Origin of the sequence: Mesorhizobium sp. M0590 (genome assembly GCF_040320905.1) — a bacterium.
GTDB lineage: Bacteria > Pseudomonadota > Alphaproteobacteria > Rhizobiales > Rhizobiaceae > Mesorhizobium.
Window position 1 is genome coordinate 59,936 of sequence record NZ_JAMYQN010000026.1, and the last position, 23,128, is coordinate 83,063.

21 protein-coding genes and 5 pseudogenes are annotated in these 23,128 nt (G+C 60.6%); 13 read left to right on the forward strand and 13 right to left on the reverse strand.

Going from position 1 to position 23,128, the window contains the following annotated elements:
* The first annotated feature begins 6 nt into the window (after window positions 1-6).
* Window positions 7-402: a substrate-binding domain-containing protein gene (locus NKI52_RS29305; protein WP_352700503.1), complete on the forward strand. Its 396-nt coding sequence runs from the start codon at window positions 7-9 to the stop codon at window positions 400-402.
* Here the strand turns inward: NKI52_RS29305 and NKI52_RS29310 are convergent.
* The 5 genes from NKI52_RS29310 to NKI52_RS29330 form a co-directional block, all read right to left on the reverse strand.
* Window positions 386-2,527, reverse strand: a complete 2,142-nt coding sequence (locus NKI52_RS29310; RefSeq protein ID WP_352700488.1) for a beta-galactosidase — start codon at window positions 2,525-2,527, stop codon at window positions 386-388. The genes NKI52_RS29305 and NKI52_RS29310 overlap by 17 nt on opposite strands.
* A 24-nt stretch (window positions 2,528-2,551) precedes the next feature.
* Window positions 2,552-3,454, reverse strand: coding sequence for a carbohydrate ABC transporter permease (locus NKI52_RS29315; protein ID WP_352700489.1), 903 nt, complete (start codon window positions 3,452-3,454; stop codon window positions 2,552-2,554).
* Entirely contained in the window at window positions 3,454-4,374 is a 921-nt protein-coding gene (locus tag NKI52_RS29320) for a carbohydrate ABC transporter permease (protein WP_352700490.1), read from the reverse strand. Before NKI52_RS29320 ends, NKI52_RS29315 begins: the two co-directional genes overlap by 1 nt.
* Before the next feature lie 76 nt (window positions 4,375-4,450).
* Window positions 4,451-5,758 carry an ABC transporter substrate-binding protein gene (locus NKI52_RS29325; RefSeq protein WP_352700491.1) on the reverse strand — a complete coding sequence of 436 codons (1,308 nt, stop codon included), beginning with the start codon at window positions 5,756-5,758 and terminating at the stop codon, window positions 4,451-4,453.
* Window positions 5,759-5,870: 112 nt separating this feature from the next.
* Entirely contained in the window at window positions 5,871-7,055 is a 1,185-nt protein-coding gene (locus NKI52_RS29330) for an ROK family transcriptional regulator (RefSeq protein WP_352700492.1), read from the reverse strand.
* 342 nt (window positions 7,056-7,397) lie between these two features.
* Between NKI52_RS29330 and NKI52_RS29335 the strand changes: the two are divergent.
* Window positions 7,398-8,558, forward strand: a pseudogene (locus NKI52_RS29335) (IS30 family transposase).
* A 460-nt stretch (window positions 8,559-9,018) separates the two neighbouring features.
* Here NKI52_RS29335 and NKI52_RS29340 read toward each other — a convergent pair.
* The 3 genes from NKI52_RS29340 to NKI52_RS29350 form a co-directional block, all read right to left on the reverse strand.
* Complete coding sequence (locus NKI52_RS29340) at window positions 9,019-10,209, reverse strand: tyrosine-type recombinase/integrase (RefSeq protein ID WP_352700493.1); 1,191 nt, start codon at window positions 10,207-10,209, stop codon at window positions 9,019-9,021.
* Entirely contained in the window at window positions 10,209-10,460 is a 252-nt protein-coding gene (locus tag NKI52_RS29345) for a helix-turn-helix domain-containing protein (RefSeq protein ID WP_352700494.1), read from the reverse strand. The genes NKI52_RS29340 and NKI52_RS29345 overlap by 1 nt, the downstream gene beginning before the upstream one ends.
* 66 nt (window positions 10,461-10,526) lie before the next feature.
* Window positions 10,527-10,778, reverse strand: coding sequence for a hypothetical protein (locus NKI52_RS29350; protein WP_031212899.1), 252 nt, complete (start codon window positions 10,776-10,778; stop codon window positions 10,527-10,529).
* Window positions 10,779-11,071: 293 nt separating this feature from the next.
* Here NKI52_RS29350 and NKI52_RS29355 point away from each other — a divergent pair.
* The 6 genes and pseudogenes from NKI52_RS29355 to NKI52_RS29380 form a co-directional block, all read left to right on the forward strand.
* Window positions 11,072-11,527 (forward strand): annotated as a pseudogene (locus NKI52_RS29355) (IS1 family transposase); the annotation flags it as partial.
* Window positions 11,528-11,582: 55 nt separating this feature from the next.
* Entirely contained in the window at window positions 11,583-12,062 is a 480-nt protein-coding gene (locus tag NKI52_RS29360) for a c-type cytochrome (protein WP_352457996.1), read from the forward strand.
* Window positions 12,063-12,208: 146 nt separating this feature from the next.
* Window positions 12,209-13,456, forward strand: a complete 1,248-nt coding sequence (locus NKI52_RS29365; RefSeq protein ID WP_352700495.1) for an adenylate/guanylate cyclase domain-containing protein — start codon at window positions 12,209-12,211, stop codon at window positions 13,454-13,456.
* A complete protein-coding gene (locus NKI52_RS29370; protein WP_352700496.1) occupies window positions 13,453-15,582 on the forward strand; it encodes an ATP-binding protein in 2,130 nt (709 codons plus the stop codon). Before NKI52_RS29365 ends, NKI52_RS29370 begins: the two co-directional genes overlap by 4 nt.
* A gap of 76 nt (window positions 15,583-15,658) precedes the next feature.
* Window positions 15,659-16,255, forward strand: coding sequence for a 2-hydroxychromene-2-carboxylate isomerase (locus tag NKI52_RS29375; protein ID WP_023680039.1), 597 nt, complete (start codon window positions 15,659-15,661; stop codon window positions 16,253-16,255).
* Between the two features lie 733 nt (window positions 16,256-16,988).
* Window positions 16,989-17,450 carry a hypothetical protein gene (locus NKI52_RS29380; protein WP_352700497.1) on the forward strand — a complete coding sequence of 154 codons (462 nt, stop codon included), beginning with the start codon at window positions 16,989-16,991 and terminating at the stop codon, window positions 17,448-17,450.
* 95 nt (window positions 17,451-17,545) lie between these two features.
* Here the strand turns inward: NKI52_RS29380 and NKI52_RS29385 are convergent, their stop codons facing one another.
* Both NKI52_RS29385 and NKI52_RS32805 read right to left on the reverse strand, forming a co-directional pair.
* Window positions 17,546-17,767, reverse strand: coding sequence for a hypothetical protein (locus tag NKI52_RS29385; protein ID WP_023680037.1), 222 nt, complete (start codon window positions 17,765-17,767; stop codon window positions 17,546-17,548).
* 239 nt (window positions 17,768-18,006) lie between these two features.
* A pseudogene (locus NKI52_RS32805) lies at window positions 18,007-18,277 on the reverse strand (IS110 family transposase); the annotation flags it as partial.
* A 38-nt stretch (window positions 18,278-18,315) separates the two neighbouring features.
* On the opposite strand from NKI52_RS32805, the pseudogene NKI52_RS29390 reads away from it, so the two are divergent.
* The 3 genes and pseudogenes from NKI52_RS29390 to NKI52_RS29400 all read left to right on the forward strand — a co-directional run.
* A pseudogene (locus NKI52_RS29390) lies at window positions 18,316-19,080 on the forward strand (IS110 family RNA-guided transposase); the annotation flags it as partial.
* 552 nt (window positions 19,081-19,632) lie between these two features.
* A pseudogene (locus NKI52_RS29395) lies at window positions 19,633-19,959 on the forward strand (DUF736 domain-containing protein).
* Between the two features lie 141 nt (window positions 19,960-20,100).
* Window positions 20,101-20,412 carry a DUF736 domain-containing protein gene (locus NKI52_RS29400; RefSeq protein ID WP_023680034.1) on the forward strand — a complete coding sequence of 104 codons (312 nt, stop codon included), beginning with the start codon at window positions 20,101-20,103 and terminating at the stop codon, window positions 20,410-20,412.
* A gap of 82 nt (window positions 20,413-20,494) precedes the next feature.
* Here NKI52_RS29400 and NKI52_RS29405 read toward each other — a convergent pair whose 3' ends face one another.
* Both NKI52_RS29405 and NKI52_RS29410 read right to left on the reverse strand, forming a co-directional pair.
* Window positions 20,495-21,028 carry a Ros/MucR family transcriptional regulator gene (locus tag NKI52_RS29405; RefSeq protein WP_023680033.1) on the reverse strand — a complete coding sequence of 178 codons (534 nt, stop codon included), beginning with the start codon at window positions 21,026-21,028 and terminating at the stop codon, window positions 20,495-20,497.
* A 449-nt stretch (window positions 21,029-21,477) separates the two neighbouring features.
* Window positions 21,478-21,648, reverse strand: coding sequence for a hypothetical protein (locus tag NKI52_RS29410; protein WP_245274835.1), 171 nt, complete (start codon window positions 21,646-21,648; stop codon window positions 21,478-21,480).
* Between NKI52_RS29410 and NKI52_RS32810 the strand changes: the two genes are divergently transcribed.
* A complete protein-coding gene (locus NKI52_RS32810; protein WP_502897819.1) occupies window positions 21,647-22,048 on the forward strand; it encodes a hypothetical protein in 402 nt (133 codons plus the stop codon). The genes NKI52_RS29410 and NKI52_RS32810 overlap by 2 nt on opposite strands.
* Here the strand turns inward: NKI52_RS32810 and NKI52_RS29420 are convergent.
* The gene (locus NKI52_RS29420) at window positions 22,045-22,407 is read right to left on the reverse strand and encodes a hypothetical protein (RefSeq protein WP_352700499.1); all 363 of its coding nucleotides are present in this window, start codon (window positions 22,405-22,407) and stop codon (window positions 22,045-22,047) included. The two genes, NKI52_RS32810 and NKI52_RS29420, sit on opposite strands and share 4 nt — an antisense overlap.
* Window positions 22,408-22,935: 528 nt before the next feature.
* On the opposite strand from NKI52_RS29420, the gene NKI52_RS29425 reads away from it, so the two are divergent.
* Window positions 22,936-23,128, forward strand: a 193-nt coding sequence (locus NKI52_RS29425; protein WP_352700500.1) for a hypothetical protein, incomplete at its 3' end; no start/stop codon positions are given.

Here is a 23,128-nt window from a genome sequence, read left to right on the forward strand (position 1 = left end):
TCGACTATTTCGACAAACGACACGCCCCGAAGCGGTCTTTGTTGGACGGATTTCGTCGCTTTCGAGGTTTTGAGCGTTGCCAGGGAGCTGGGTCTGCATGTGCCAGGCGACGTGGCAATAATGGGTCACGACAATACAGCCTTTTGCGATCTCAGTATCGCCTCCATGACAAGTTTCGATCAGTCGGGGCCGAACTTTGCGCAAACGCCGGCACGGCTTCTCATCGAAAGGATCGAGGGACGTACGAAAAGCGTGTTCGTGACGGTCGCACCGAAAGTCGTGGCACGTGGCAGCACAAGGATGCCTAGAGTGGAGATTGCTGCCCAATCTAAGATCACTGGGACAGAAGATATTGAGCGTTTCACAAAGCCTCGCGACAACATCCCTAGTCGAGTTCAATGATGCTGCAGCCATAGGCAGGGAGTGACAGCTTACCGCCGCGTACTTTGCCATCGCCGAGCAAATCCTTGCCCGCGGGGACATTGCCGATGCTTGACGGCTCGCCCATCGTATTGAGGATGAACAGCAGGCGGCGGTCCTTGCTCTCGCGGATCGTCGCCTCGACGCCGGCCGGCATGTCGGTGATGAGCGGCACGATACCGGCGGGCGCCAGCACTTGATCGGCCAGCACCTCGACCAGAGCATCGCTGAGGTACGTGCCGAGGTAGATCACATTGCCCTTGCCGACTTTGCGCGAAGTCATTGCGGCTCGGCCCTCGGCGAAACGGCTGGCCCAGCTGCCGATAACCTCCGTGCCGGGCGCGACGTTAAGCAGCTCATAAAGATGCGCCGCCGTCACCTGCGCATTCCCGATCTTGAGCTTGTATTGGCGGCTCGCCGACGTCGCCGGCAGCTTCTTGCGCACCGTGTTGGCGCCGAAGCGGCCGCCATGCTCGAACAGGCCGTCCCCGCCGATCGGCGTCAGCAACCCGAACTCCTCGACCGTGATCCCGGCCAGCGCCGAGAGCCTCTTGCCCGGCGAGGTGTCGCGGATGACGTGGTTGTTAACGTCGCGTGATCCGGTGCGGCCGCCCAGGATTACCGTTCCACCCACCTTGGCAAAGGCCTCGATCCGCGCCGTCCACACATCGGTCCATTTCAGCCAATGCGGCACGTAGAGCGCCTTGAGCTTGCTGAGATCATCCTCGGGATGGATGAAGCCGCAGGCGATGTTGTGGCGGTAGCAATAGCGGTGCAGCAGCGTCGCATCGTCCTGCGGGCTCGGCATGCCGATGGGGTAGGAGCGGTGCATCTCCTGATTGTCGAAATCTGATCCGGCGATGCCCAAATCCATGCGCACATGCGTGCCGAGGATCTTGTCCTTGAGCGCCGTGACCTCACCCGCAAACTGCTTGGCCTCGTCATAGCGCCGCCGCGGGATGTCGTCGTGATCGATGATGCCCATCCAATAGATCTCGGCGCCGAAATGCGCCGGCCGCCAGCGGAAGAACATCACGCCATCGGCGCCGCGCGCCACTGACGTATAGGCCATGCGGCGCATCTCGCCGGGTTCGGGCGTCAGCGTCGAGATGTTCGGCTGCGCACCGAAGCCCGATTGCTGTTCGGGCACGATGAAGTTGCCGGTGAAGCCGCGGCAGATGTCGAGATGCAGCGCCTGCACCTCGCCGACGCCGCCGACCCGCTGCATCTCGTCATAGAGATGCGGGTAGATGTCGAAGCCGAGAAAATCGAGATCGGTCGAGAACTCGCCGCGGAAGTCGATGTCGTCGATCCGCCCCAGATTGTGGAAGATGAACCAGTCTGGATTGGTGGCGCGCAGGATCAGCACCTGATCGTGCTGGAACCGCGCCGTGACGAAGGCAAGGAAGCGGTGATAGTCGACCATATGGGTTGGCCCGACCGGGGCAGGGGCGTAGTCGAGGGGCAGCACCACTTGATCGAAATCGTCGTAGGCGGTGGCCCAGAAATGCCCGCCCCACGCATCGTTGAGCGCGGCAATGGTCTTGTACTTGTCCTTGAGGAAGGCCTGGAACTCGGCCAGAGTCACCGGACCGTAGGACAGCGATCCAGAGGTATTGAGCTCATTGTCCGTCTGCCAGCCGATGATGTGCGAATTGCCGCGATAATGCTGGGCCATCGCTTTAGTGATGCGCTTCGAATGCTGGCGGAACACTCCGCTCGCAAGATTGGCGTGCTGGCGCGAGCCATGGCTCATGGCGCGGCCATTGGCATCGACGCGCAACACTTCGGGATAACGCACCGTCAGCCAACGCGGCGGCGTCGCCGTCGGCGTGCACATGATGGTCTTGATGCCAGCCTTGCCCAGCACATCTATGGCGCGGTCGAACAAATCGAAGTCGAACGTCCCCTCATGCGGCTCGATAATATGCCAGGCGAATTCCGCAAGTCGCACCGCGTTGAAGCCCGCGGCTGCCATGCGGTCGGCGTCGCGCTGCCAATAGCTCTCATCGACATGCTCCGGGTAATGCGGGGTACCGACGAGGAAAGTGTCGGTCGCGATCGGCCGCCAGACAGAGAGCGGCGCGGATTTCGAGGCAGTCGTCATAGTCGGAAAACTCCAGGCGATAGTCTATTTGATGGAGCCGGCGGTGAGGCCGCCCTGCCAGAACCGCTGCAGCAGCAGGAACACCACGATAACCGGGATGATGCTGACCAGCGCGCCGGTGATGATGATCGAGAACAGCACCTGTCCGCCGCCACCGCCTTGCTGCGCGAGCTGATACCAGGTCGCAAGGCCCACCGTGATCGGCTGATACTCCTGCGAGCGCAGCACGATGAGCGGCAGGAAGTAATTGTTCCAGGTCCCGACGAACGAGAGCAGCGCCACGGTCACCATGCCCGGCGCCACCAGCCGCAGCACGATGGCGCGGAAGATCACGAACTCGCCGGCGCCATCGAGCCGCGCTGCATCGAGCAGTTCGTCGTCGACTCCCTGGTCGATATAGACGCGCATCAGATAGACGCCGATCGGCGAGATCATCGAGGGCAGGATCACGCCCAGCGGATTGTCGCTGAGACCCGAAAGCGCCAGCAGCAGGAAGATCGGCACGACGAGGGCCGTCTGCGGGATCATCACAGCGCCCAAGACCAGCGCAAACAGCAGATTGCGGCCGACGAATTTGAACTTGGCGAACGCATAGCCTGCCGCGGTAGCAAAGATCGCGGCACCGAGCCCGGCGGCGGTCGAATAGAGCACGCTGTTGAACATCCAGCGCGAGAAGATGCCATTGTCGCGGCTGAACAGATCGCTCAGATTCTGCCAGAGGTTGAACTCGGTGCCCAAGCCGAAGCCGAACGTGGTGAACAGGTCGCCATTCGTCTTCGTTGCCGATAGGACCAGATAGACCAGCGGCACGAAGCTGTAGACGAGGAACAGTGACAGCAGCAGCGTGAGGATGATCCGCGAGCGCCGCCGTTCGCCGGGCCGGCGCCTGGTAGCGTCGAAAGTGGCGATGTCGGTGGTCGCAGTCATCATTGCGCCGGCCGACGGCGGTTGGTGATCAGGGTGAAGATGTAGGAGGCACCGGCGATTACGATGCCAAGCACGAACGAGACGGCGGCCGCATAGCCATATTGCTGGTTCTGAGTCGCCAGCGAATAGGCATAGAGGTTCGGCGTGTAGCTCGAATTGATAGTGTTACCGGCGAGCGAGCGCATCAAATACGGCTCATTGAACAGCTGCAGTGTGCCGTTGATCGAAAAGATGATGGTGAGCAGGATCGCCGGCCACAGCAGCGGCAGCTGGATCAGCCGCGCAAATTGCCAGGGCGAGGCGCCATCCATCCGCGCGGCCTCGGCGAGGTCCGACGGGATCGCCTTCAGCGCGGCGTAGTAGATCACCATATTGTAGCCGACATATTCCCACGTCACGATATTGGCCAATGAGAAGATCATCGCGCCCGGCGACAGGAAGTTCGGTGGCGGCAGGTTGAACGCCTTGGCCATCTGCGTGAAGGGGCCGAAGGTGGGGCCGTAGAGATAACCCCAGATAATCGTCGCGATCACGCTCGGCACGGCGTAGGGGAGGAAGAAGCCGAGCCGGAAGACGCCCTTGGCATAGACCTGGCCACGATCGAGCACGATGGCAAACAACAGCGCCAGGCTCAGCATGATCGGCACCTGCACGATGCCGAACAGAACGAGGTTCCACACGCCGCCCCAGAATTTGGCGTCGCCCGTGACCTTGATGTAGCTGGCTGCACCCGCGAATTGCCGCCCGCCCACCAGCGTGTCGCGGTAGAGGCTCATGTAGAACGCATAGACCAACGGCGCGACGATGAAGGCGATAAACAGCAGCACGAAGGGCGCCAGGAACAGATAGGGCGCGAGCTTTCGTGACGTAAAACCGCCCGATCGCGCTGGGCGCGTCGCGGCGGCTGGCGAATTCGACATTGCCATGGTCCCCGTCCGGCAAGATGAAGAGATCGGGCGCGCCGGTCAAGCGCGCCCGGCCATTGCCCGGGAGAAATCAGTCTACGGTGAAGCCTTGTTCCTTCGCGTAGGCGACCACGGCATCTTGGATGCGGTCGAACGCATCCGACAGCGTGCCCTTGCCGCCGATCGAGGCGCCGAATTCATCGGCCATCGACTGGTAGAGGAAGTCCTGGAACGGGCTCCACTCAAAGTTGCTGACTGCGGCCGCCGATTTGGCGAACACTTTGTTCACTTCCTGGCCGCCGAAGAACTCCGGCTTGTTGCCCGCCCATTCCGGGCTCGACAGCAACGCGTTGGTACAGGGGAAGAAGTTTTGCTTGGTGGTGTAGAGCTTTGTGGCTTCGGGATTAATGTTCAGCCAGATCGCGGCTTCGGCGGCCTCGGGCAGATGCTGGGTCGTTTTCATCACGGCTAGCGCTGAGCCACCCCAAGCGCCGGTCGCGAACTTGCTCGCGTCCCACTGGGGCAGATCGGCGGCACGCCACTTGCCCACGCTGGTCTTGGCGACCGAGGTCAGGAACAGCGGACCCCAGCCGGCAGCGAGCCACGTGGCATAGCGGCCCGAATCGAGGCCGGTGTACCACTCATTATTGAAGCCCGGCTTGGTCTCGATGACACCCGCGTCAATAAGGTCCTGCCAATAGGCGGCGAAGTCCTTGGCAATCTTGTCGTTGATGTTAATCGCGAGCTTGTCGCCATCGCGGCTGACCGGCTTCCAGCCCATCGGCCACAACAGACCCAAGGCCCAGTCGGCATTGGCTCCGAACGGCGCGTCGGTGATAAACACATTCGGATCGGCCGCATGGATCTTCTTGCCCGCATCGGCAAACTCGGCCCAGGTGGTGGGCGGCGTGATCCCATGCTTATCGAAGATGTCCTTGTGATAGAGCATCGCCATCGGACCGAAATCCTGCGGCATGCCGTTGACCACATCGCCCTTGGCGACCTGCGCCCATAGGCCTGCGGGGAACTCGCCCTTATGGGCATTGGCGTACTGGCCGATGTCGGCGAAGGCGTCGACCTGGCGGAAGGTCTCGATCAGCTGGTATTCGATCTGGACGACGTCGGGCAGGCCGCTGCCCGCCTGCAGACCCGCACGGACCGCCTGATATTCGGGGTTCCCCTGGCCGGCATTCACGAGTTCGACCTTGATGCCCGGATGCGCGGCGTTGAACAGGTCGACCTGAAGCTGGAGATCCGGCACCCACGACCACAGCACCACCTTGACGGGCTCGGCACCGCGAGCCGCCGCCGGCAGGGCTGCAACCGCGACGCTTGCACCCGCGACTTTCAAGAAGTCACGACGCTGCATCGTCCGCCCAAGCGGATTGAAAATCTTCATCTTGAAGTCCTCCCACGAAAGATACGCTCCCACACGACGCAGGACGCGGTTTTTCTTTCAGTTAGAAACTTAATGCCGAGATTCAGTCGCTGTCAATCGCGATCGATTGATCTTAGTCGGCCATCACGAGGCTGTCGGCAGGGTTGAGGGTTGTCGCATCGAGCACCAGGCGCACCGCTCCAAGCACGATGTCGCGGTGCCCCAGCGCGCCGATCACGAGGCGCGGCGGGTCGTACACATTGCCCTTGAGGCGATGCCGCAGCACATCGAGTACCAGATCGCCGCCGCCGACGACCCGGCCCGCCAGTACGATGATTTCGGGGTTCATGAAGGCAGCAACACTGCCCACCGCCATCGTCGCATAGTCGAGCAGCTCGGTCACGACCGGGGCGATTTTGCCCGCCTGCCGGTCGGTGACGGCAGCCAGGGTGAGCTTCCCCGCCGCATACTGGGTGTTGGCCTCTTCGAGCATCTTGGTCGCCTGTTCGGGGATGCCGAAAAAGCGCAACGATTGCTTGTCGCCCAGATGTTCGAACGGCCGCCCGGTGAGGAGGGGGTCATCGAGATACCAGCCGAGCTCGCCCGCCGCATGCGAGTGCCCGCCATAGAGCTTGCCGTCGATCACGACGCCCGCGCCGGCGCCGGGCCCGATCGAGAGGCTCACGACGCTGTCGGCGCCACGCCCGGCCCCGAATCCCCATTCGCCCACGGCGGCGAGGTTGCGCCCGTTTTCAACGACGATGGGCATCTGAAAATGCTCGCTGAGCCGCGCCCGCAACGGCATGTCGCGCCAGCCGAGCCCGAGCGTCAGCACCACTTCGCCCTCCGGCTGCCTGACGATCGAGGGCAGGCCAATGCCGATGCCGCGAATGGTTTGGCCGCGTGGGCGGGGAGCCGCCATCAACCGGCGGATCAGGCCGAGCAGCTTCTCGAAATTGCGCTCGCCATCATCGTCGGCGGTCTCGTGCATTTCTGTCTGCACGACGCCTTCGAGATTGGCCACGGCGCCGTAGAACTCGCCCTTGCCGGCCTCGATGCCGATGATCGCATGCGCCGCGCCGCGGAACTTGATGCGTGCCCGGGGACGGCCCCGGACATTGGCCTCGTCAAACCCGTCATACGCCACCAAATCCTCGGCAATCAGATCCTCGATCACCCGCATCACCGTCGGGATGCTGATGTTCAGTCGCTCGGCTAGGCTCGAAGGTGATGCCACTCCTTCGGTGCGGATCAAATCCACCACGGCCGAACGATTGAGTCGGCGTAACAGGCTCGACGTCGTGGGCTGGCGCTTCATTCATGGACCAGGTGCAAAAGGCCGGCGGACCGGCAACGAGCGTCGGCATAGACCAGAACCGTGCCAGAGTCCGCCTTTTTCTGATGACGCCGAACGTCAGTTGTCGCTCCGCAGTGAAAGCTACCGCGGTAGCCCGTTCGATGATAACGGCGATCCGTGGCGGGCGCCCAAGCCCTCCGGAGTCACTGCGCTTACTCGTGCAAATAACTGCCTCCGGTTGCTTCAATCGGTTACGAGCTCGTCCGCCTTTGGCGCGGAACCAACATCAATGACCGCTTTTGGCGGTGGGCTCAATCGGTGAGGGCAACACACTAGTCTTTCATCAGAGATGGAGTGTGGGCCATGAAGCAGCGAGGTCGCATCTATTATTCTGCCGCCCAGCGATCGGAGATCTGGGATCGATGGCAGGCTGGCGAGTCGATGAAGTCGATTGGGCGGCGGTTTGATCGGGCGTCATCATCGGTGTTCTCGGTGATCTCCCCAGCCGGCGGCATTCGCCCAGCCGAGCGGCGACGGGCGCCCAAGGCGCTCAGTCTGGGCGAGCGGGAGGAGATATCCTGAGGGCTCAGTACGCGGTGCTCTTTGCGTTCGATCGCCCACACACTGGGTCGATCGCCGTCCACGATCAGTCGTGAGATCCTTCGCAATGGCGGGCCTGATCGGTATAGAGCAGCACGTTCCGATCACGCCGCTTGGGATCGGGCCCTGCGCCCCAAGCTGTGCAAGCTGGCTTGCTGTCCGTCACTAGCCCGGACAGTATCGGTCAAGCTGCAGCGGAAATGGTCGCCAGAGCAGATTGCCGGCTGGCTCAAGCGCACCTACCCAGGGGAGCCGCATAACCAGGTGTCGCACGAAACGATCTATCGCAGCCTGTTCATCCAGGCACGTGGAGTGCTGAAAAAGGAACTGCTGGAGCATCTTAGAGCCAGGCGCACGATCCGCCGTTCCCGGCACGCCAGCATGAAGCGGAGTGGGCTGGGCCAGATCAAGGATGCAATTTCCATCAGCGAACGGCCCGCCACCGTCGAAGATCGAGCAGTTTCCGGCCACTGGGAGGGCGACCTCATCGGCGGGTCCAAGAACAGCTACGTGGCGACGCTGGTCGAGCGTCACTCGCGCTATGTGATGCTGATCAAGGTCGCCAACAAAGATACCGAAAGCGTCGTCTCAGGCCTAATCAAGCAGTCGCAGAAATTGCCCGGGGAACTCTATCAATCGCTGACGTGGGACCGAGGCAAAGAGCTTGCCGAGCACCAGCGACTGACACTGGCCACGGACGTCGAGGTCTACTTCTGCGATCCTCGATCACCCTGGCAGCGCGGCTCGAATGAAAACACCAACCGACTGCTGCGCCAATATCTGCCACGTGGCACCGACCTGTCCCTGCACAGCCAGGCAAAGCTCAGCGCCATCGCGCGGCAGCTCAACGAACGCCCCAGAAAGACCTTGCTCTATCAGACCCCAGCGGAGAAGTTCGCTGAGTGTGTTGCAGCGATCGGTTGAACCCGCCGCGCAAAGCGGTCCGCACTACGCTGGGCGCAACGGTCGGCTTTCTTGCCAGTCATCCTGAAAGCTGCCAGGCCGTTAACGGCCCCGAACGAGACGCTCCTCGCTCGTCGCAGAGTGTCGTCAATGGTTCTACCGCGACCTTCCAATGTGAGACTGAAACACCGTCATGATCCTCCTTCCACCGTGTTAAGGTGAGCGAGGCGTTAATCGGGTGGAAATGTAGCGCCGCAGGTGGGACAAGAACATCGAAAAACATTGGAACAGATTTGAATGCTTTGCTGTCCCACTGGTTCCTAACTGCTTGATTTAGCTTCTTTTCCAAACATCCTCCGGGCCCACCATAACCATTGATTTTATTGAAGAAAATACGCCTCGGCCCAAAACGTTTGGGCCCATTATGGGCCCAAAAAAGGGCGGCCGATATGCCACCCTCCACTTGGTCGGGTTGATTCACTCATTTGATGACGCGCAGGGGTATCCGTTGCTTCATGGCGTCGCGTTTGGCTTCCCGCTCGTTAATGGCGCGGGCGATATCGACAGCCATCCGTTTCTTATTGGCCTCTCGCACATACTCGTCTGTTACCGTCATTGAAGAATGCCCCATCGCCTCCATGATAGCGCGCGCTTGGATGTTGCATTCGGCGAGATACGTGCCGAAGGTACGGCGCAGCCCGTGCAAGGTGTAGCCCTCCGGGATGCCGGCCTGCTTGTTCCAATGTGCCATCATGCCGGTGAGGCTCTTTTCGGAGAACGGACGCCCATAGGCGTTCTTCAATACCGTGCCACCCTTAGAGCGATCTAATGGCACTAAAGCTTGCGCCAGCTTGTCCACAACCGGGATGAACATCTCGCGCCCGCCATGACGGTTGCGATTTTTCTGCTGTCGGAAGTCGAAGGCTTCGATTGTTTCCAAGGAGCCATCGAACAATTCGATCTCCTCGAAGACCAAGTCGTCCCATTCCAGTGAGGCGATATCGCCGCGTCGGTTGCCGAGCCAGAAACCGAGCGCATAGCAGGTGCGCGGCGCTGAGCCGATTGGATGGTGCGCCTCGAACTTTTCACGAATGGCGATCGGCCAGGCGGGATTGGCAGTCGATTTGGGAATGCGGACGCGGATCGACAGCGAGGGATCGTCCTGCGGTTTGATCCATTTCTCAACTTCGATCGCCACCCACAGGAGCTTCTTGATTGCCACCAGCAGGTGCTTGGCAACCGTCCGGTTGGTGGCAAAGACGCTTTCGATAATCGCACGCAGATGGTCGGCATCGAGATGTTCCACCGGCGTATTGCGCCAAGTCAGCGGATAGGCAGGATCGACCTGCATCTGAAGGAAGCACTCAATAAGCCGAGCATTCTTCTGCTGCGTCGCTTCATCGAAGTTCAGCCATTCCATCGTCGCTTCAAGTCGGCGTGCAGCATGACCAAATGTCTTTGGCAACGCCCGACCGGGCAAGTCAATGATGACGGCCTTTTGGCCTTGGCCTTGCGTTGCCTGTTCATAGGCGCCTTCGAACTCAGGATCGCCTGGTGCGCCAGGAAGCCGAATTTCGGGCATTCCTTTGCCGCGATAGCGATAGACGAGCTTTCCGTTCTTGATGCGCGACGAAACGCCGGGGTAGCGGACATCTTTAAAAGGCCTGACCATCAAATCTCCCTTTGAGTTTTCCGCTGCCGTTGCTCCACAGGCGGGGAATCCTCCAACATTGCCTGAAGCGAAAGGGTCTTGCTTTCCATGGCAATGCGCAAGAGTACCGGGTAAGGGAAGCCTCGACCTTGCTCTATGCCTTCAAAAGTGCGTTTCGGTATTCCCAAGACCTTGGCTGCACTCTCGGCGGTGAATCCTCCCTTCGCCCGCCAGGCTTTCACTTCTCGCGCGAGCTTTTCATTGTCGTTCACGTCATCTCATCCGCTCAGGCGATGACTGTACTACGCCTGCAGCGTATACGCAATGTGCGTAGTTGCTTATCTCCTTGTCGGCTCTCGTTTGCTCCGCTCCAATAGTTGTTGGAGACCATTGTCTTTGTCTGGCAGGGCGGAGAAAGCGATATCGAGCGCCACACGATCCCAGATCGCGCGACTGTTGACGTGCTTAGGCCTCGGCATGCGGCCGTCAGCAACCATGTCGTCGAATAGTGTCGATCCGACGCCGACATAGCGCGCTGCTTCCTCACGAGAGAGGCCGCGGGGCGGGTACGAAAGCGCGTCACTCTTCATAGACGCGGCCTCGAGAACGTCGGTACTGAAACAGCACAACGATATCAAATCCAGGCGGTTGACTGTTTCGACAAGCCTCGGTCCCGGTAAACGGGGCCATATTGCACTCGGCACAACAAATCCACATCCCGCACATCCGGTAATGAAGAGACCGTGTTGCCCAAGATAAGAGATGTTGCGTGGTGCGGAAGCTGCTTGGCCGGCTCGTTCGGGAAAGGCGAGTAGCGACGTGCAAATCGGACAGGGTAAGATGCGGCAGAATGTTTCGGTGCTGACGTCGGGGGTTCAAGTCGCTAGAGGCTGTTGAAGGTGCGTTCGGCGGCGATATCGACTATGCCATGCTGATCAAGCTCTATGGCACTTCGCCTGACAGCGCCAAGGGCCGCTATAGCCCCGCCGAATGCACTGGCGCGCGGAAAGAACGGATCGAAGGAAATCCTGACATCAAGCATGTCAGCACGTCATTTGCGGAACGCCAGAACCTGACCATGCGGATGCACATGCGCCGCTTCACTCGCCTGACCAATGGCTTTTCCAAGAAGGTGGAGGCTCACGCCAATGCGGTGGCGTTGCATTTCATGTACTACAATTTTGTTCGCATCCATGCCACGTTGCGCATGACGCCTGCGATGGCCACTGGCGTCACTGACAAGCTTTGGGAGATTGGTGACATCGTTGCGCTGATCGAAGCGAGAGAAGCCGAGAAACCGGCTATTCGCGGCCCTTACAAAAAGAGCCTTTCAAGCTAGCCGTCGCCTTCGGACGTTGGCTCATACTGCTTAGCGGAACGCATGGGAGGGAAGGATGCGTGTCACAAGCCTGTTTTTCCTATTAGCCGGTCTCACGATGCCAATTGCAGCCTTCGCTCAAGGCGAAGTATCGGTCGAACGAGGGTTGCAGGTATCAATCATCGGCGGGTGTCACGATTGCCATACCGAAGGCTACCGGGAAACAGAAGGCAAGATTGATCCTGAAAAGGCTTTAATGGGCAACTCGGTCGGTTGGCGCGGTCCTTGGGGCACGACCTATGCGACCAATCTTCGGATAGATGCTTCGGTAATGACCGAGCGTGGATTTGTAGGGATGCTGAAGCGCATTAGAACGTCTCCACCGATGCCTTGGTACAATCTTCGAGCGATGGACGAGAGCGATATGCAATCGCTCTATCAATACATTAGGTCGCTCGGCAAACACGGGAAGCCGGCCCCCAGTCGCATTCGCCCTGATAAGGAACCGACGACGCCATACGTTCAACTTGTGCCACCCCAAATGCCGAAGAACTGACAAATATGCCCAGAGCTGAGCGAAGAACGGCGCCTGGCAAAAAGCGCAGCGTCAGATTTCAAACTGACCCACTACCCGGAATTCTCTTCACTAGACATCCGGCTCCCGTTTGAGGACTATTGGTCCAATCGGGCTGCGATACGTCCATGAATTTAGGGAAATGGCTGCAGAGCCTCGGTCTTGTTCAATATGAAGCTTCGTTCCGTGAGAACGGGATAGACAGCGAAGTGCTGCCTGACCTTACGGACGCCGACCTGGAAAAGATCGGCGTGCTTCTCGGGCATCGCAAGCGGTTGTTGAAGGCAATCGAACGCCTTGGTGCGCGGCAATTGGAACCCGAGCCCATAGAGCCGACGACGCCGCATGTCGACACAGCTGAGCGACGTCAGATTACAGTTATGTTCTGCGATCTCGTCGGCTCGACGCAAATGTCGACACGGCTGGATCCGGAGGAGATGCGCAACGTACTGCGCGCTTACCAAGAAGCCTGCTCCGTCATCATCGCCCGGTACGGGGGGTTTGTTGCGAAGTTCATGGGTGACGGCGTGTTGGCCTATTTCGGCTATCCGCTTGCCCATCAAGACGACGCGGAGCGTTCCGTGCGTGCCGCTCTGGAGATCGTAGCTGCGGTTGCCACGATTGAAACGGCGGCAGCAGGCACACTCCAGGCGCGCGTCGGAATTGCGACTGGCCTGGTGGTGGTGGGGGACGTGATCGGCCATGGTGCATCGCGCGAGCATGCGGTGGTCGGCGATACGCCGAATCTCGCGGCCCGGCTTCAGGGTCTGGCGAACGCAGGCCGCATCGTCATCGCGTCTTCGACGCGCCTACTACTTGGCGAGGTATTCGAGCTCAAGGCCTTGGGCGTCCACGTCATCAAAGGCTTTGATGCTCCGGTTTCGGCCTGGGAGGTCCTCCGCGAGACGGAGAACGTCAATCGGTTCGAGGCGTCCCGGTCGAACGCGCCCCTGGTGGGACGTGATCAGGAAGTGGCGTTGCTTGCCGACCGCTGGAGCGACGCGTGCGGGGGGGAAGGCCAAGTAGTGTTGCTGACCGGCGAGGCAGGCATCGGCAAGTCACGCCTGTTGGAGGCACTGCGCGAACGGATCGTGGGTCAACCTTATGGCCTTGTGCGTTACCAGTGTTCTCCGCACCATCGCAACGTCTCGATGTATCCAGTCGTCCGACAGATATCATCTTCGCTGGGTCTTAGGTCCGGCGAGCCGCCGACAGCGCAAATCGAAAGGCTCGAAGCTTTAATCGCCCGCTCGGGCCTCGGTGGCCGGGGCGTCGCATCCTATCTCGCCTCGCTTCTGTCGATCTCGACCGAGGGACACTTTCAGGACCTCGGAGTAGTGCCGAGCGAGGCAAAGGAGCAGACGATTGCGCGTTGATTGAGCTGTTCGCCGGGCTGACGCGAGAGGCGCCCGTGTTTGCCGTGCTGGAGGACGCGCACTGGATAGACCCCACCTCGCTGGATTTCTTCAGCGGCATCGTCGAGCGAGTACCGGGATTGCGGGCGCTGTTGATAGTGACCTCTCGCCCGGAGTTTACAAATCCCTGGGTCGGTCAAGGCCATGGGCTGGCGCTCAACCGATTCGGACGGCGTCACGCTGCAGCCATGATCGATCGCATCACCGGCGGCAAGGAGATTCCTGCAGAAGTGCAAAGCGCGATAATCTCTAAGACTGACGGCGTTCCCTTATTCGTCGAGGAGCTGACCAAGGCGGTCCTTGAATCGGGGCAACTGCGCGAGCAAAGCCAGTGTTTTGTGCTGGCCGCGCCGTTGACGGCACTGGCGATTCCATCGACGCTGCAGGACTCCCTAATGGCGCGGTTGGATAGGCTCGGGTCGATCCGGGAAATCGCACAGATTGGCGCGGCGATCGGCCGGGAATTTTCGTACCGTCTGCTGGAAGCGATCTCGCCGATTACCGGAACCGCGCTTAAGGAGGCGTTACACAAACTGGTCGAGTCGGAGCTGGTATTCTCTCGCGCCGCCATAGGTGACACGATCTATGTTTTCAAACACGCGCTCGTGCAGGATGCAGCCCACAACTCGCTGCTTCGCTCCCGCAGACAGCGCATCCATGCGGACATCGCCCGGTCAATTGTCGAGCGCTTTGCTGATAGCAGCGAATCCGCGCCGGCGGTGATCGCCCATCACTACACTGAGGCGGGACTCTCGGAGCCGGCGGCGCACTATTGGCTGACTGCTGCGGAATTGGCCCTGTCGCGGTCAGCTCTTGCCGAGGCCACTCAGCACACCGGGGCCGGATTGACGGCAGCCCGGCAAATCGAAGACGAGCAGGTGCGTCGACCACTTGAACTGGCTCTATTGGTCGCCCGCGCCAACTCGCTGCTGCCGTTCCAGGAAACAGTTGCGGCGTTGACTAGTGCCAAATCACTGCTTGACGCAGGCGTCGGTTCCGACTTGCAACGCTTCTCGGTTCTGCATGGCCTTTGCGCGAGCAGCTATTTCGCGGGGAAGATGGAGGATGCGTTCGCCCTAGCGCGGCAGATTGTAGAGTTTGCGGACCGCCAGGTCGACCCGACATTCAAGTTGGTCGCCTATCGGCTTCTCGGGACGACCCAGGTCCTGACCGGACGTTCTCGCGAGGCTCTGGAAAGTCTGCAGTCGGCTGAAAGATATCGTGACCCCGACCGCCAGAAGGTGTTGAGCTCCTGGTTTGGCATCGACCCCGGCCTGAACGTCCTGTACTGGAAGACAATGGCGTTAGCTCTGCTGGGACAGTACGAGGGCGTCGCGAAATCCAGTGAACAGGTGCGGTCAGAGCTGTTAAATCATGGCAACGCTCACACCGTCGCGGCAGGCAACTTCTACACGATCGTGTGGCCACAATTTCTGTTCGGCAATCTCGACGCTTGCGAGAGCGATGCTGTTGCGCTCGTCACCTATTGCGGCGAACGGAAGGTCGAGCACCTGAAGCGAAACGGCGTTCTATGCCATGCATGTGTGCGAGCCCGGCGCGAGCCAACCGACGAGAACATAGCGACGATCCGTCAGGCGCTCGATTCCAATCGAACGCGCGACGCTCACCTATTCGAGTCAGTGTTCGTCGCGCAGCTTGCCGAATGCCTTCTGAAGGCCGGCAATACGGTGGCAGCAGAGGCTGCGGTGCGGGAAGGTTTCGCGTTCGTTGGCCGGTCGGGCGAGCAGTTCTGGCTGGCTGAACTTCATCGGCTCGATGGCCTGGTGGCACTGAAGCAACCACAGCCGGACCTCTCCCGGGTGGAAACCAGCCTCCTCGCCGCAATGGAGGTTGCGCGGCAGCAGGACGCCCGAATGTTGGAACTTCGAGCCGCGACAGATCTCGCGCGTTTCGCACACGAGGCCAGCCCTGGGCTCTATCCCTGCTCGATGCTGGAGCAACTCCTGGTTCCCTTTGCAGATGCAGAGTTCTCTCGGGACATACGCGACGCTCGCAATTTCCTGGCCTCGCAGGTTTCCGGTGACGTATTGGTAACCACAATGGCAACGAAGCCAGGCCTGCCTTAATGTCGGGAGCGGGATCGCCGCGTTGGGAGCACACCTCGCTGGCGACAAGGCGGGTCATGCTCTGGAGTTTTAGGTAATGCCAATCATCGACTTCTGGTTCTCAATAGGCAGCACCTACACATACCTGTCGGTCATGCGCATCGAGCAGGTCGAGAAGCAGACTGGCGTTCGTTTCGTCTGGAAACCCTTCAATGTGCGGGTGGTGATGATCGAGATGAACAACGTCCCCTTTGTGAACAAGCCGGCAAAGGCCGCCTATATGTGGAGGGACATCGAGCGGCGCTCGCAAATGCGCGGGCTCTCGCCGAAGCTCCCGGCGCCGTACCCTCTAGCGGAGCTGGAACGGGCGAACCGTGTAGCAATCGTGGGGGCAGCAGAAGGCTGGTGTCCCGCCTATGTCCGGGCAAGCTACAGGCGATGGATCGAAGAAGGACTTCCTGCCGGAAATGAGCCGAACATCAGCCAGAGTATCACGGAGGCCGGCGCCGATGTGGAGGATGTGCTGGCACGCGCGGACGCGGAAGAAGCCGTGGCGGGGCTTGTTGACGCGACGAACCAAGCCAAGAGCCTCGGCATTTTCGGCTCGCCGACTTTCGTCGTCGGCAAGGAGATTTTCTGGGGTGACGACCGGCTTGAGGACGCGATCTCTTGGAAGAATCGCCAGGGGAAATAACACCGGTCTATGCGGCGTGGATCATACTCTCACTAGAGCAAAATCTCTCAAACCTGTCGATGGGCGTTCGCGTTCGTCGTCGGGTTCTCTCGCTCCAGCGCAGCAGGCCGCAAACTCGATGCTAGGCGCTATGCGCCAAGCACTTGAATTCATTGAGATCGCCAACCTGTGTGCTAAATAGCGTAGCACAGAAGTATGGAGAAGAACGGCTTTCTAGAGAGCAATTCGGCTGATTTGGCGCACGGCCCAGCAAACAGCTTTCGGCGCCATCCTGGGCTTCAGAGCGCGCTGTATTCCAACAGAGAATTGTTTGGAATTTGAGGGTGGGAGACCGCTACATCGCAAGACCCACTATTGAGGGGGCGTTCTTTTGCTATCGCCGGCATGCGGCCTGACAGCACCCGGGATCCAGCGTCACGAGCTCGAAAGTACGAGTCGGACGATGATGAGGAAGCCGCGTAAAGTCACCCGGGAAGGGGAAGACGTTCTCGTAGGCATATCCGTGGACGTAATACATTCTAGCCACCCGTCAGCACTTTTAAGTCTGCCGCCGACCAGGATCATTGACCGTAGCAGCGAACTGGGCTGCATCAACGGCTCGGCTCTTTCAATGTCGCCGACATCATCCGAGGCCGTGGCGGCAACGATGCGCTGAACGGCGCTGGCACGATGTTACATAAGTCTCGCAAGAACAACCGATTAAGGACCAGCGGAGTCACGAAGAAGCGATATCATGACCCAGCGCAGCTCGATCTACTCGACTGGGCAGCGAGCGCCCGATCGCCAAGATCATGAGCGCCATCCCCGGCACCGCGAAACGGATGTGGAGGGAACGCCACACGAACAACCCGCCGCACATCGTGCCGATGCGGGGGCGGGCATGAGCGTGGCGGCCTTACTGATGCAGCGTGAGCCGATCCATGGGCGCGTTTGCTTCGGCCAACCTAGCCAGCGCTTGCTCGACGTTTTGAGCCGAGGTGTCAGTGCGCTTGATGTGCCGGATCATTTGCCGCGTCAGTCGCGCGAGCCTGGCGGCGCGATATACATCGCCGTATCTCGCAGTTTCAAGGTGGAGGGTCGCGAGCCTCATGGGCGACAATCCAATTGTCTAGCGGTAGAATTCGCGAATCCGCCTTTGGTTCCGCTGTCCGATCTTACGCTCGCAAAGAGCTGGCCGGAGGGCCGTGACGAATGAGAGGCCGGTCCTCACATATTGCTGCGCGGTCTGAGGCGCTAGCCGTGACGACATGGGGCAGCGGCGGATCGGAAGGCTTTCACGGCCCGGATGGTTCAACGTGTGCGAACTCCGTCAGCGCTGGTGGGATCGATCTTCGTCAACCGCGATCTGGCCTCCACCACGCGCCGTTGCGCAGCCCGTATCCTGCTGCACAGCGCGATATTGATGCCGACGCCGCAGTCTTCATCCAGCATTTCATTCGCACGTTTAAGGGAAAGCTGCGCTCCGTTGAGCCGCTGTCGGGCTCTCGCCAGTTCCATATCCAAAAATTCCATTATCCTGCATCCATTGCAGTCCCTTCGATTGGTAAACCGCTTGTGGCCGCCGTTGGTTCCGGCTGGCGCGAGCGTCCAACCCAAGCGTCGATATGGAATCTCCGGACTTGGTTCAGTCGGCGGAGCTGGCTGCAAACTTGCCCGAAACATTCGTTCAACCCTCATGAGGCCATACAACTCCTCCGCCACCCGCACGGCGGGCGCTTGGAGGAGCGACCGAACCGTAGTGATGTTCAAAATGCCGCGTCAACGACATGAGTGTCGTGGCCTTCTGCTTCCAGAACTCGGTGGACCCAGAAGCCATCAAGGCCGGCCCCTTGAATGATGACGAACGGATAGTCGCGGCCGGTTCGGCTACGAGCCTTTGCTTCAACTGAGCGAGGCGGCCAAGAAGCCCGGCAATATCCGCGCCGGGGATGGTATGGCGCGATAACCCGCCAGCTCCCGGCGAATCGAGGTGACCAGCCAGGACTTCTTGCTCAACTCCACCGAAACAAAGATCTCGTCCAGCTCTTTGTGCGCTGCCTTGCTTTCAAAACCACTCGGCGTCGCTGCTGGCGTTCAAGCGTGGCGAACCGCGAGTCTGCTCCATGCTACGCGTGCCGAGCCCTTATGAGGAGGATCGCCGCCGCATCGTCCGGGAGCGCAAGGTGTTGATGGAAGAACGCATCCGGCACGGCAACCGGATCAAGGGTCTGCTCTTCTCGCAGGGCATCACCGGCTACGATCCTTTGCGGCGTGATCGTCGCGATCGGCTGGAAACTCTTCACACCGGCGATGGACGGGATCTGCCCGCAAATATGAAGCGCCAGGTTCTGCGTGAGGTCGACCGAATGGAAATGTTGCTCGATCAGATCAAGGCAGTCGAGGCGGAACGGGACGCCATGCTCGCCGAAGAACGCCAATCGGCGCGTGAAGTGGTTATGCTGTCGAAAGTCGTCGGTATCGGACCAGAGTTTGCGGCCGTGCTGTGGGGAGAGGGCTTGTTTCGGTGCTTCGACAATCGCCGGCAGCTGGCGGCCTATGCCGGCCTTGCGCCGACGCCATGGCAAAGCGGGTCGATCGACCGGGAACAGGGGATCGGAAAGTCCGGAAACCCACGCTTGCGATCGACGCTGCTGGAAATGGCGTGGCTCTGGTTGCGGCACCAGCCCGCCTCGGCGCTCAGCCGCTGGTTCAACGAGCGAGTTGCCCAGAATGGCGGACGCTTCAAGAAGGTGATGATTACCGCGCTGGCCCGCAAGCTGATCGTGGCTTTGTGGAAATACGTCCGCGCCGGCGTGGTGATCGAAGGAGCGTTTGTAAGACCATGACGATCTGACCGCATTCCAGTTCGGCCAGGGCCTGATCAGCCCCGCCGGAACCAGGTGGACGACCGCATTGCGGCATGGCTTTGAACGCCGTCATCGAGACTGGTCTCGTCCTCCTGAGCCCTTGCCGCCGCAGGCGGGATTATGGTGCGGCCGCTCGAGCGGCGACCGGATGTGAGGTTGATACGTGCAAACGCGCGGATCAGGAATGGGCTCAGACCTCAGGTTCATGTGGCGGTAGGGATCGCGCTGCTTGTGCCGAATGCGTGGCTGAAGGGCCGATGGCCAGCATCGTTCTCGAGAGACTGATGCTGAAATCCTCCCTATACGGCCTCTCTACTGGCTGGTCTGGCGCCGGTCGGGCCTCTGCCTGCAACGGCTTCCCCGACCTTCTTCCCCTGCGGCTTTGCCGCATTCCTCGCGGGACAACAAGCTCGGCTGCCGCCGTCCTCCGCTGGCGCTGCGGTCCACAGGATGCAGTCGGCCCGATCGTCGCCTCACGACCGCTATCGAGGCCGCACAGGGCGGCTTCGGCAACCAGTCAGGAGAACGACAATGGCTACCATCGGCAACTTCCAGCAATCGGACAACAACGAGTTCAGCGGCGAGATCGTCACCCTCTCCCTCCAGGCCAAGAAGGTCCGTATCGTACCCGATACGCGCGCCAGCGGCGAAAACGCTCCCAGCCACCGGGTCTTCGTCGGCCGCATCGAAATCGGGGCGGCCTGGTCCAAGCAGTCCAACGAGGGTCGCAGCTAACTGGGTCTCAAGCTCGACGACCCGAGCTTCACCGCTCCGATCTACGCCAACCTCGTCGTGGGCGAGGACGGCCAGGGCTACAGCCTCATCTGGTCACGTCCGAACCGCCGCAACGGCGATTGAGCACCCTTGACAGGACGCCTCGCACCGAGCGGAGCGTCCTCCAGAAACGACCACTCAGCAGCTCAGAGCCACAGCTTGACGAGTGGTCCCTCATGTGAGGCCGCAATGGGCGCGGCCCGAGAAACAGAAGGAACCACCACAATGGCGACGATCGGCACATTCTCCCGCACCGCGAACGGCTTCTCCGGCTCAGTCAAAACCCTCAACCTCAACGTCAAGACAGTGTCGTTCACCCCGGTCGACGGCGACAATGAAAAAGGTCCGGACTTCCGCATCTTCGCCGGCGCCATCGAGTTCGGGGCGGCATGGAAGAAGACCTCGCGCGAGGGCCGCGACTATCACTCAGTCAAGCTCGACGATCCCAGCTTCCCCGCTCCGATCTATGCGAGCCTGGTCGAAACCGACCCCGGGGGCGAGTTCTCGCTCATCTGGTCCCGCCGCGCCGCCGAGTGATCCGAGCTAACACGAAGCCCCGCGCAAGGCGGGGCTTCGCCATGTTCAGGTTCGCCACTGCACCTCTATCTGGTGCAGCACGCTATGCTTTGACGGGTGTTTTGCGCGCCTTCTTCACCGGCGATTTGATTGCCGTGGCAATTGCTGCCGCCGCTGGCGCGCGAGCAGCTCGTTTTGGTTTTTCCGCCGCAGCTGTCGCTGGCGCTGCCGCCTTGCGGCCCAATCCTATTGATTTTGCCAGGGCCGAGCGAGTCGCCGCGTAGTTCGGCGCAACCATAGGATAGTCGGAGGGCAGGTTCCATTTCTGGCGGTATTCGTCCGGACTCAGATTGTAGTGCGTTCCGATATGCCGCTTCAAGGATTTGAACTTTTTCCCGTCTTCCAGGCATATGATGAAATCAGGTGACACTGACTTCTTGATCGACACCGCCGGCTCCAGTTTGGCTGCGGTCGGAGCCACAGGTGTGCCGATCCCTTGCAAAGCGACATAGACATCCCCGATCAGCTTCGACAACTCGCCGACCGGCAACGGATTGTTCGAAACGTAGGCGGAAACGATGTCAGCGGTGATTGATACGAGATCAGCCTGGTCGCTTGGGTCTGGAGAAACGGTCATCGAATTTCCTCTTGTCCAAAGCGCGCTTTGAAAACGGATGGTCTGTCTATTCGCCAATCCAGGCAAATAATTCGTTACTCCGCCAACAAACCTCATTCCGTGTAAATATCAAGCAGGCAAGTGTCGCTGCGATCGTTCGGTCCGGCTGCAGACAAGTTGCCGATCGCGTCGGGGAAGCAGGAAGGCTTTCCCCCTCGCTTCTCCGCGCGCCAAGCGCACAGCCCAACGCAAGCCAGCGCCATGAATCATGGCTCCTGCGTCGCAGGATTGAGCCATGAACAATTGTCGTCGCGACACTCTGTGCCGCGGTCCTGGTCTCGCCCCGGCATGAATTGGCCCTCGCGTGTACCTCTTGTGGGACTCATTCAGGTGGGCTGCACCGCCTCGCGCCGATCGGCAGGATGGATGTTGCTGACATGGCAGCCGGCATGCGCCCGAACGGCTGCCGCCTACTGGCTCAACGAATATCTGATGAACGGCGTGCTGCTTTTGAAGCGCTTGCCACCCCGCAGCTGACAACTCGTTTGACACCACGGCGCCGCGAGCCCATCGAGCCCCTTGCGCATGTCGGTATGACCGAGCGCCAGATGCACCTTCACCCCCGTCGGAACGACGATCATGATGCGTTCTTCCTCGCCGCGAGATGCTGCTGGACTGCATCTGCATTGTGCCGACGGATGCAAAGACGCGCCGCCCGTCGTCCAGTTGGGCTGTCATCACGCCGTCCGGCGGTCGTACGAGATTGCGCAGGGCAGTCAGTACCGGCGGTTCGGTTTCCGTCCCATGGATGAGTGCAACCGTTGCCAATTGCGGCGCCTTGCGAGCGGTCACGCCGAACTGGACACGCCGGCCGAAGGCATGCTGGTGGCCATCCCATGGCGGCGGCAAACCTCCGCCACACTGACGCCGGGCTTCTCCGTCTCCTGCACGATCGCCTGCTTCTGTGCGTTGCTGAAGCGGCGCCGGTTCGACCGCCCGTCAACGGCGGTGTCAAGTGACATTGGCGCCGTACGCAATTAGCAGCGCTGCTGAATTGAGCCCGCGCACTCGGATGCAACAGAGATCGCCAGTCCACTTCGGCCTCGAATTCCTCGGGGACGAGCGCGCCATTTGCGCAGCGCATGGGGCGAAAGTCCGAGCGCCGCGGCATATTCGGCAAGCCCCAACCCGCTCCAGTTCATCGCCTCCACATGCTTGCCCCAGAACGCCTGCAGGGCAATCGGACCGGTGTCCGTACGCACGCTGTAGCGGTAGCGGCGCGGGCTCTTGCGTCGCTTCGGCGGCCCTTTCTTGCCCCGCTTTTCCGGCTTTTCCTGGCGCAATTTCCGCAGATATTCCGTACGTTTGCGCCGATCTTCCGGGCTCACCAGATGGCGCACTCACAGCTCAAAAGTCTTCGTCGAAAGCTTGCGCCGGCGGCAATATTCCTCCGCCTCAAAACGGCCCGATACCAGGTCGCGTCATGCGTCGACCAGCACGGGTTGTTGGCCTTGTCCCAGGAACGTTGAGGCACCGCCGGAAATCTCTCAATAGCAAGGAACGTCACATGTTGCGAGATTGCACGACCCGAAAGATGTGCAGGATCCGGACGGTTACCGAGGGTGGTGGGGGACAGCGAGGGTGGTGGGGGACAGCAAGATAAAGCGAGCTGGCGCTCGCCCTCGCTTCGCTCGTAAGTGTGTGTCTGCACATTGTTTTTTCCGGCACATGCGGACACCGGGAGGCACCACGCGAGGTGTGGCGGGTGCCGGTTGGTCCGCTATCCTGCTGATCTGAAAAGTAAAGGTGCGGTGCCCGGGCGATGTGCGATCCGCCGTTTATACGCCACAGCAAGTCTTTGCGCTCCATAGCACGCTCAGCGTTCCGGCCGTCTTGAAGAGCGAATCCCGACGCCCGATGCTGCCGTCATGGCAGATCGTGACAGCGACCAATTCCAGGTTCGCACCGGCCGGACGCGGCATGGCGGCGCGCCGGTCAATTCGCGCACGCTGCCCTTTGTGCGCCAGGTCGAGATTGCCATCCGCAAGCAGGGCGGCAATCCCTATCGCCTCGGTGCAAGCAGCGGTGCCGGGAAGGGGAGTGGCCGCTTCAACGCCCGCG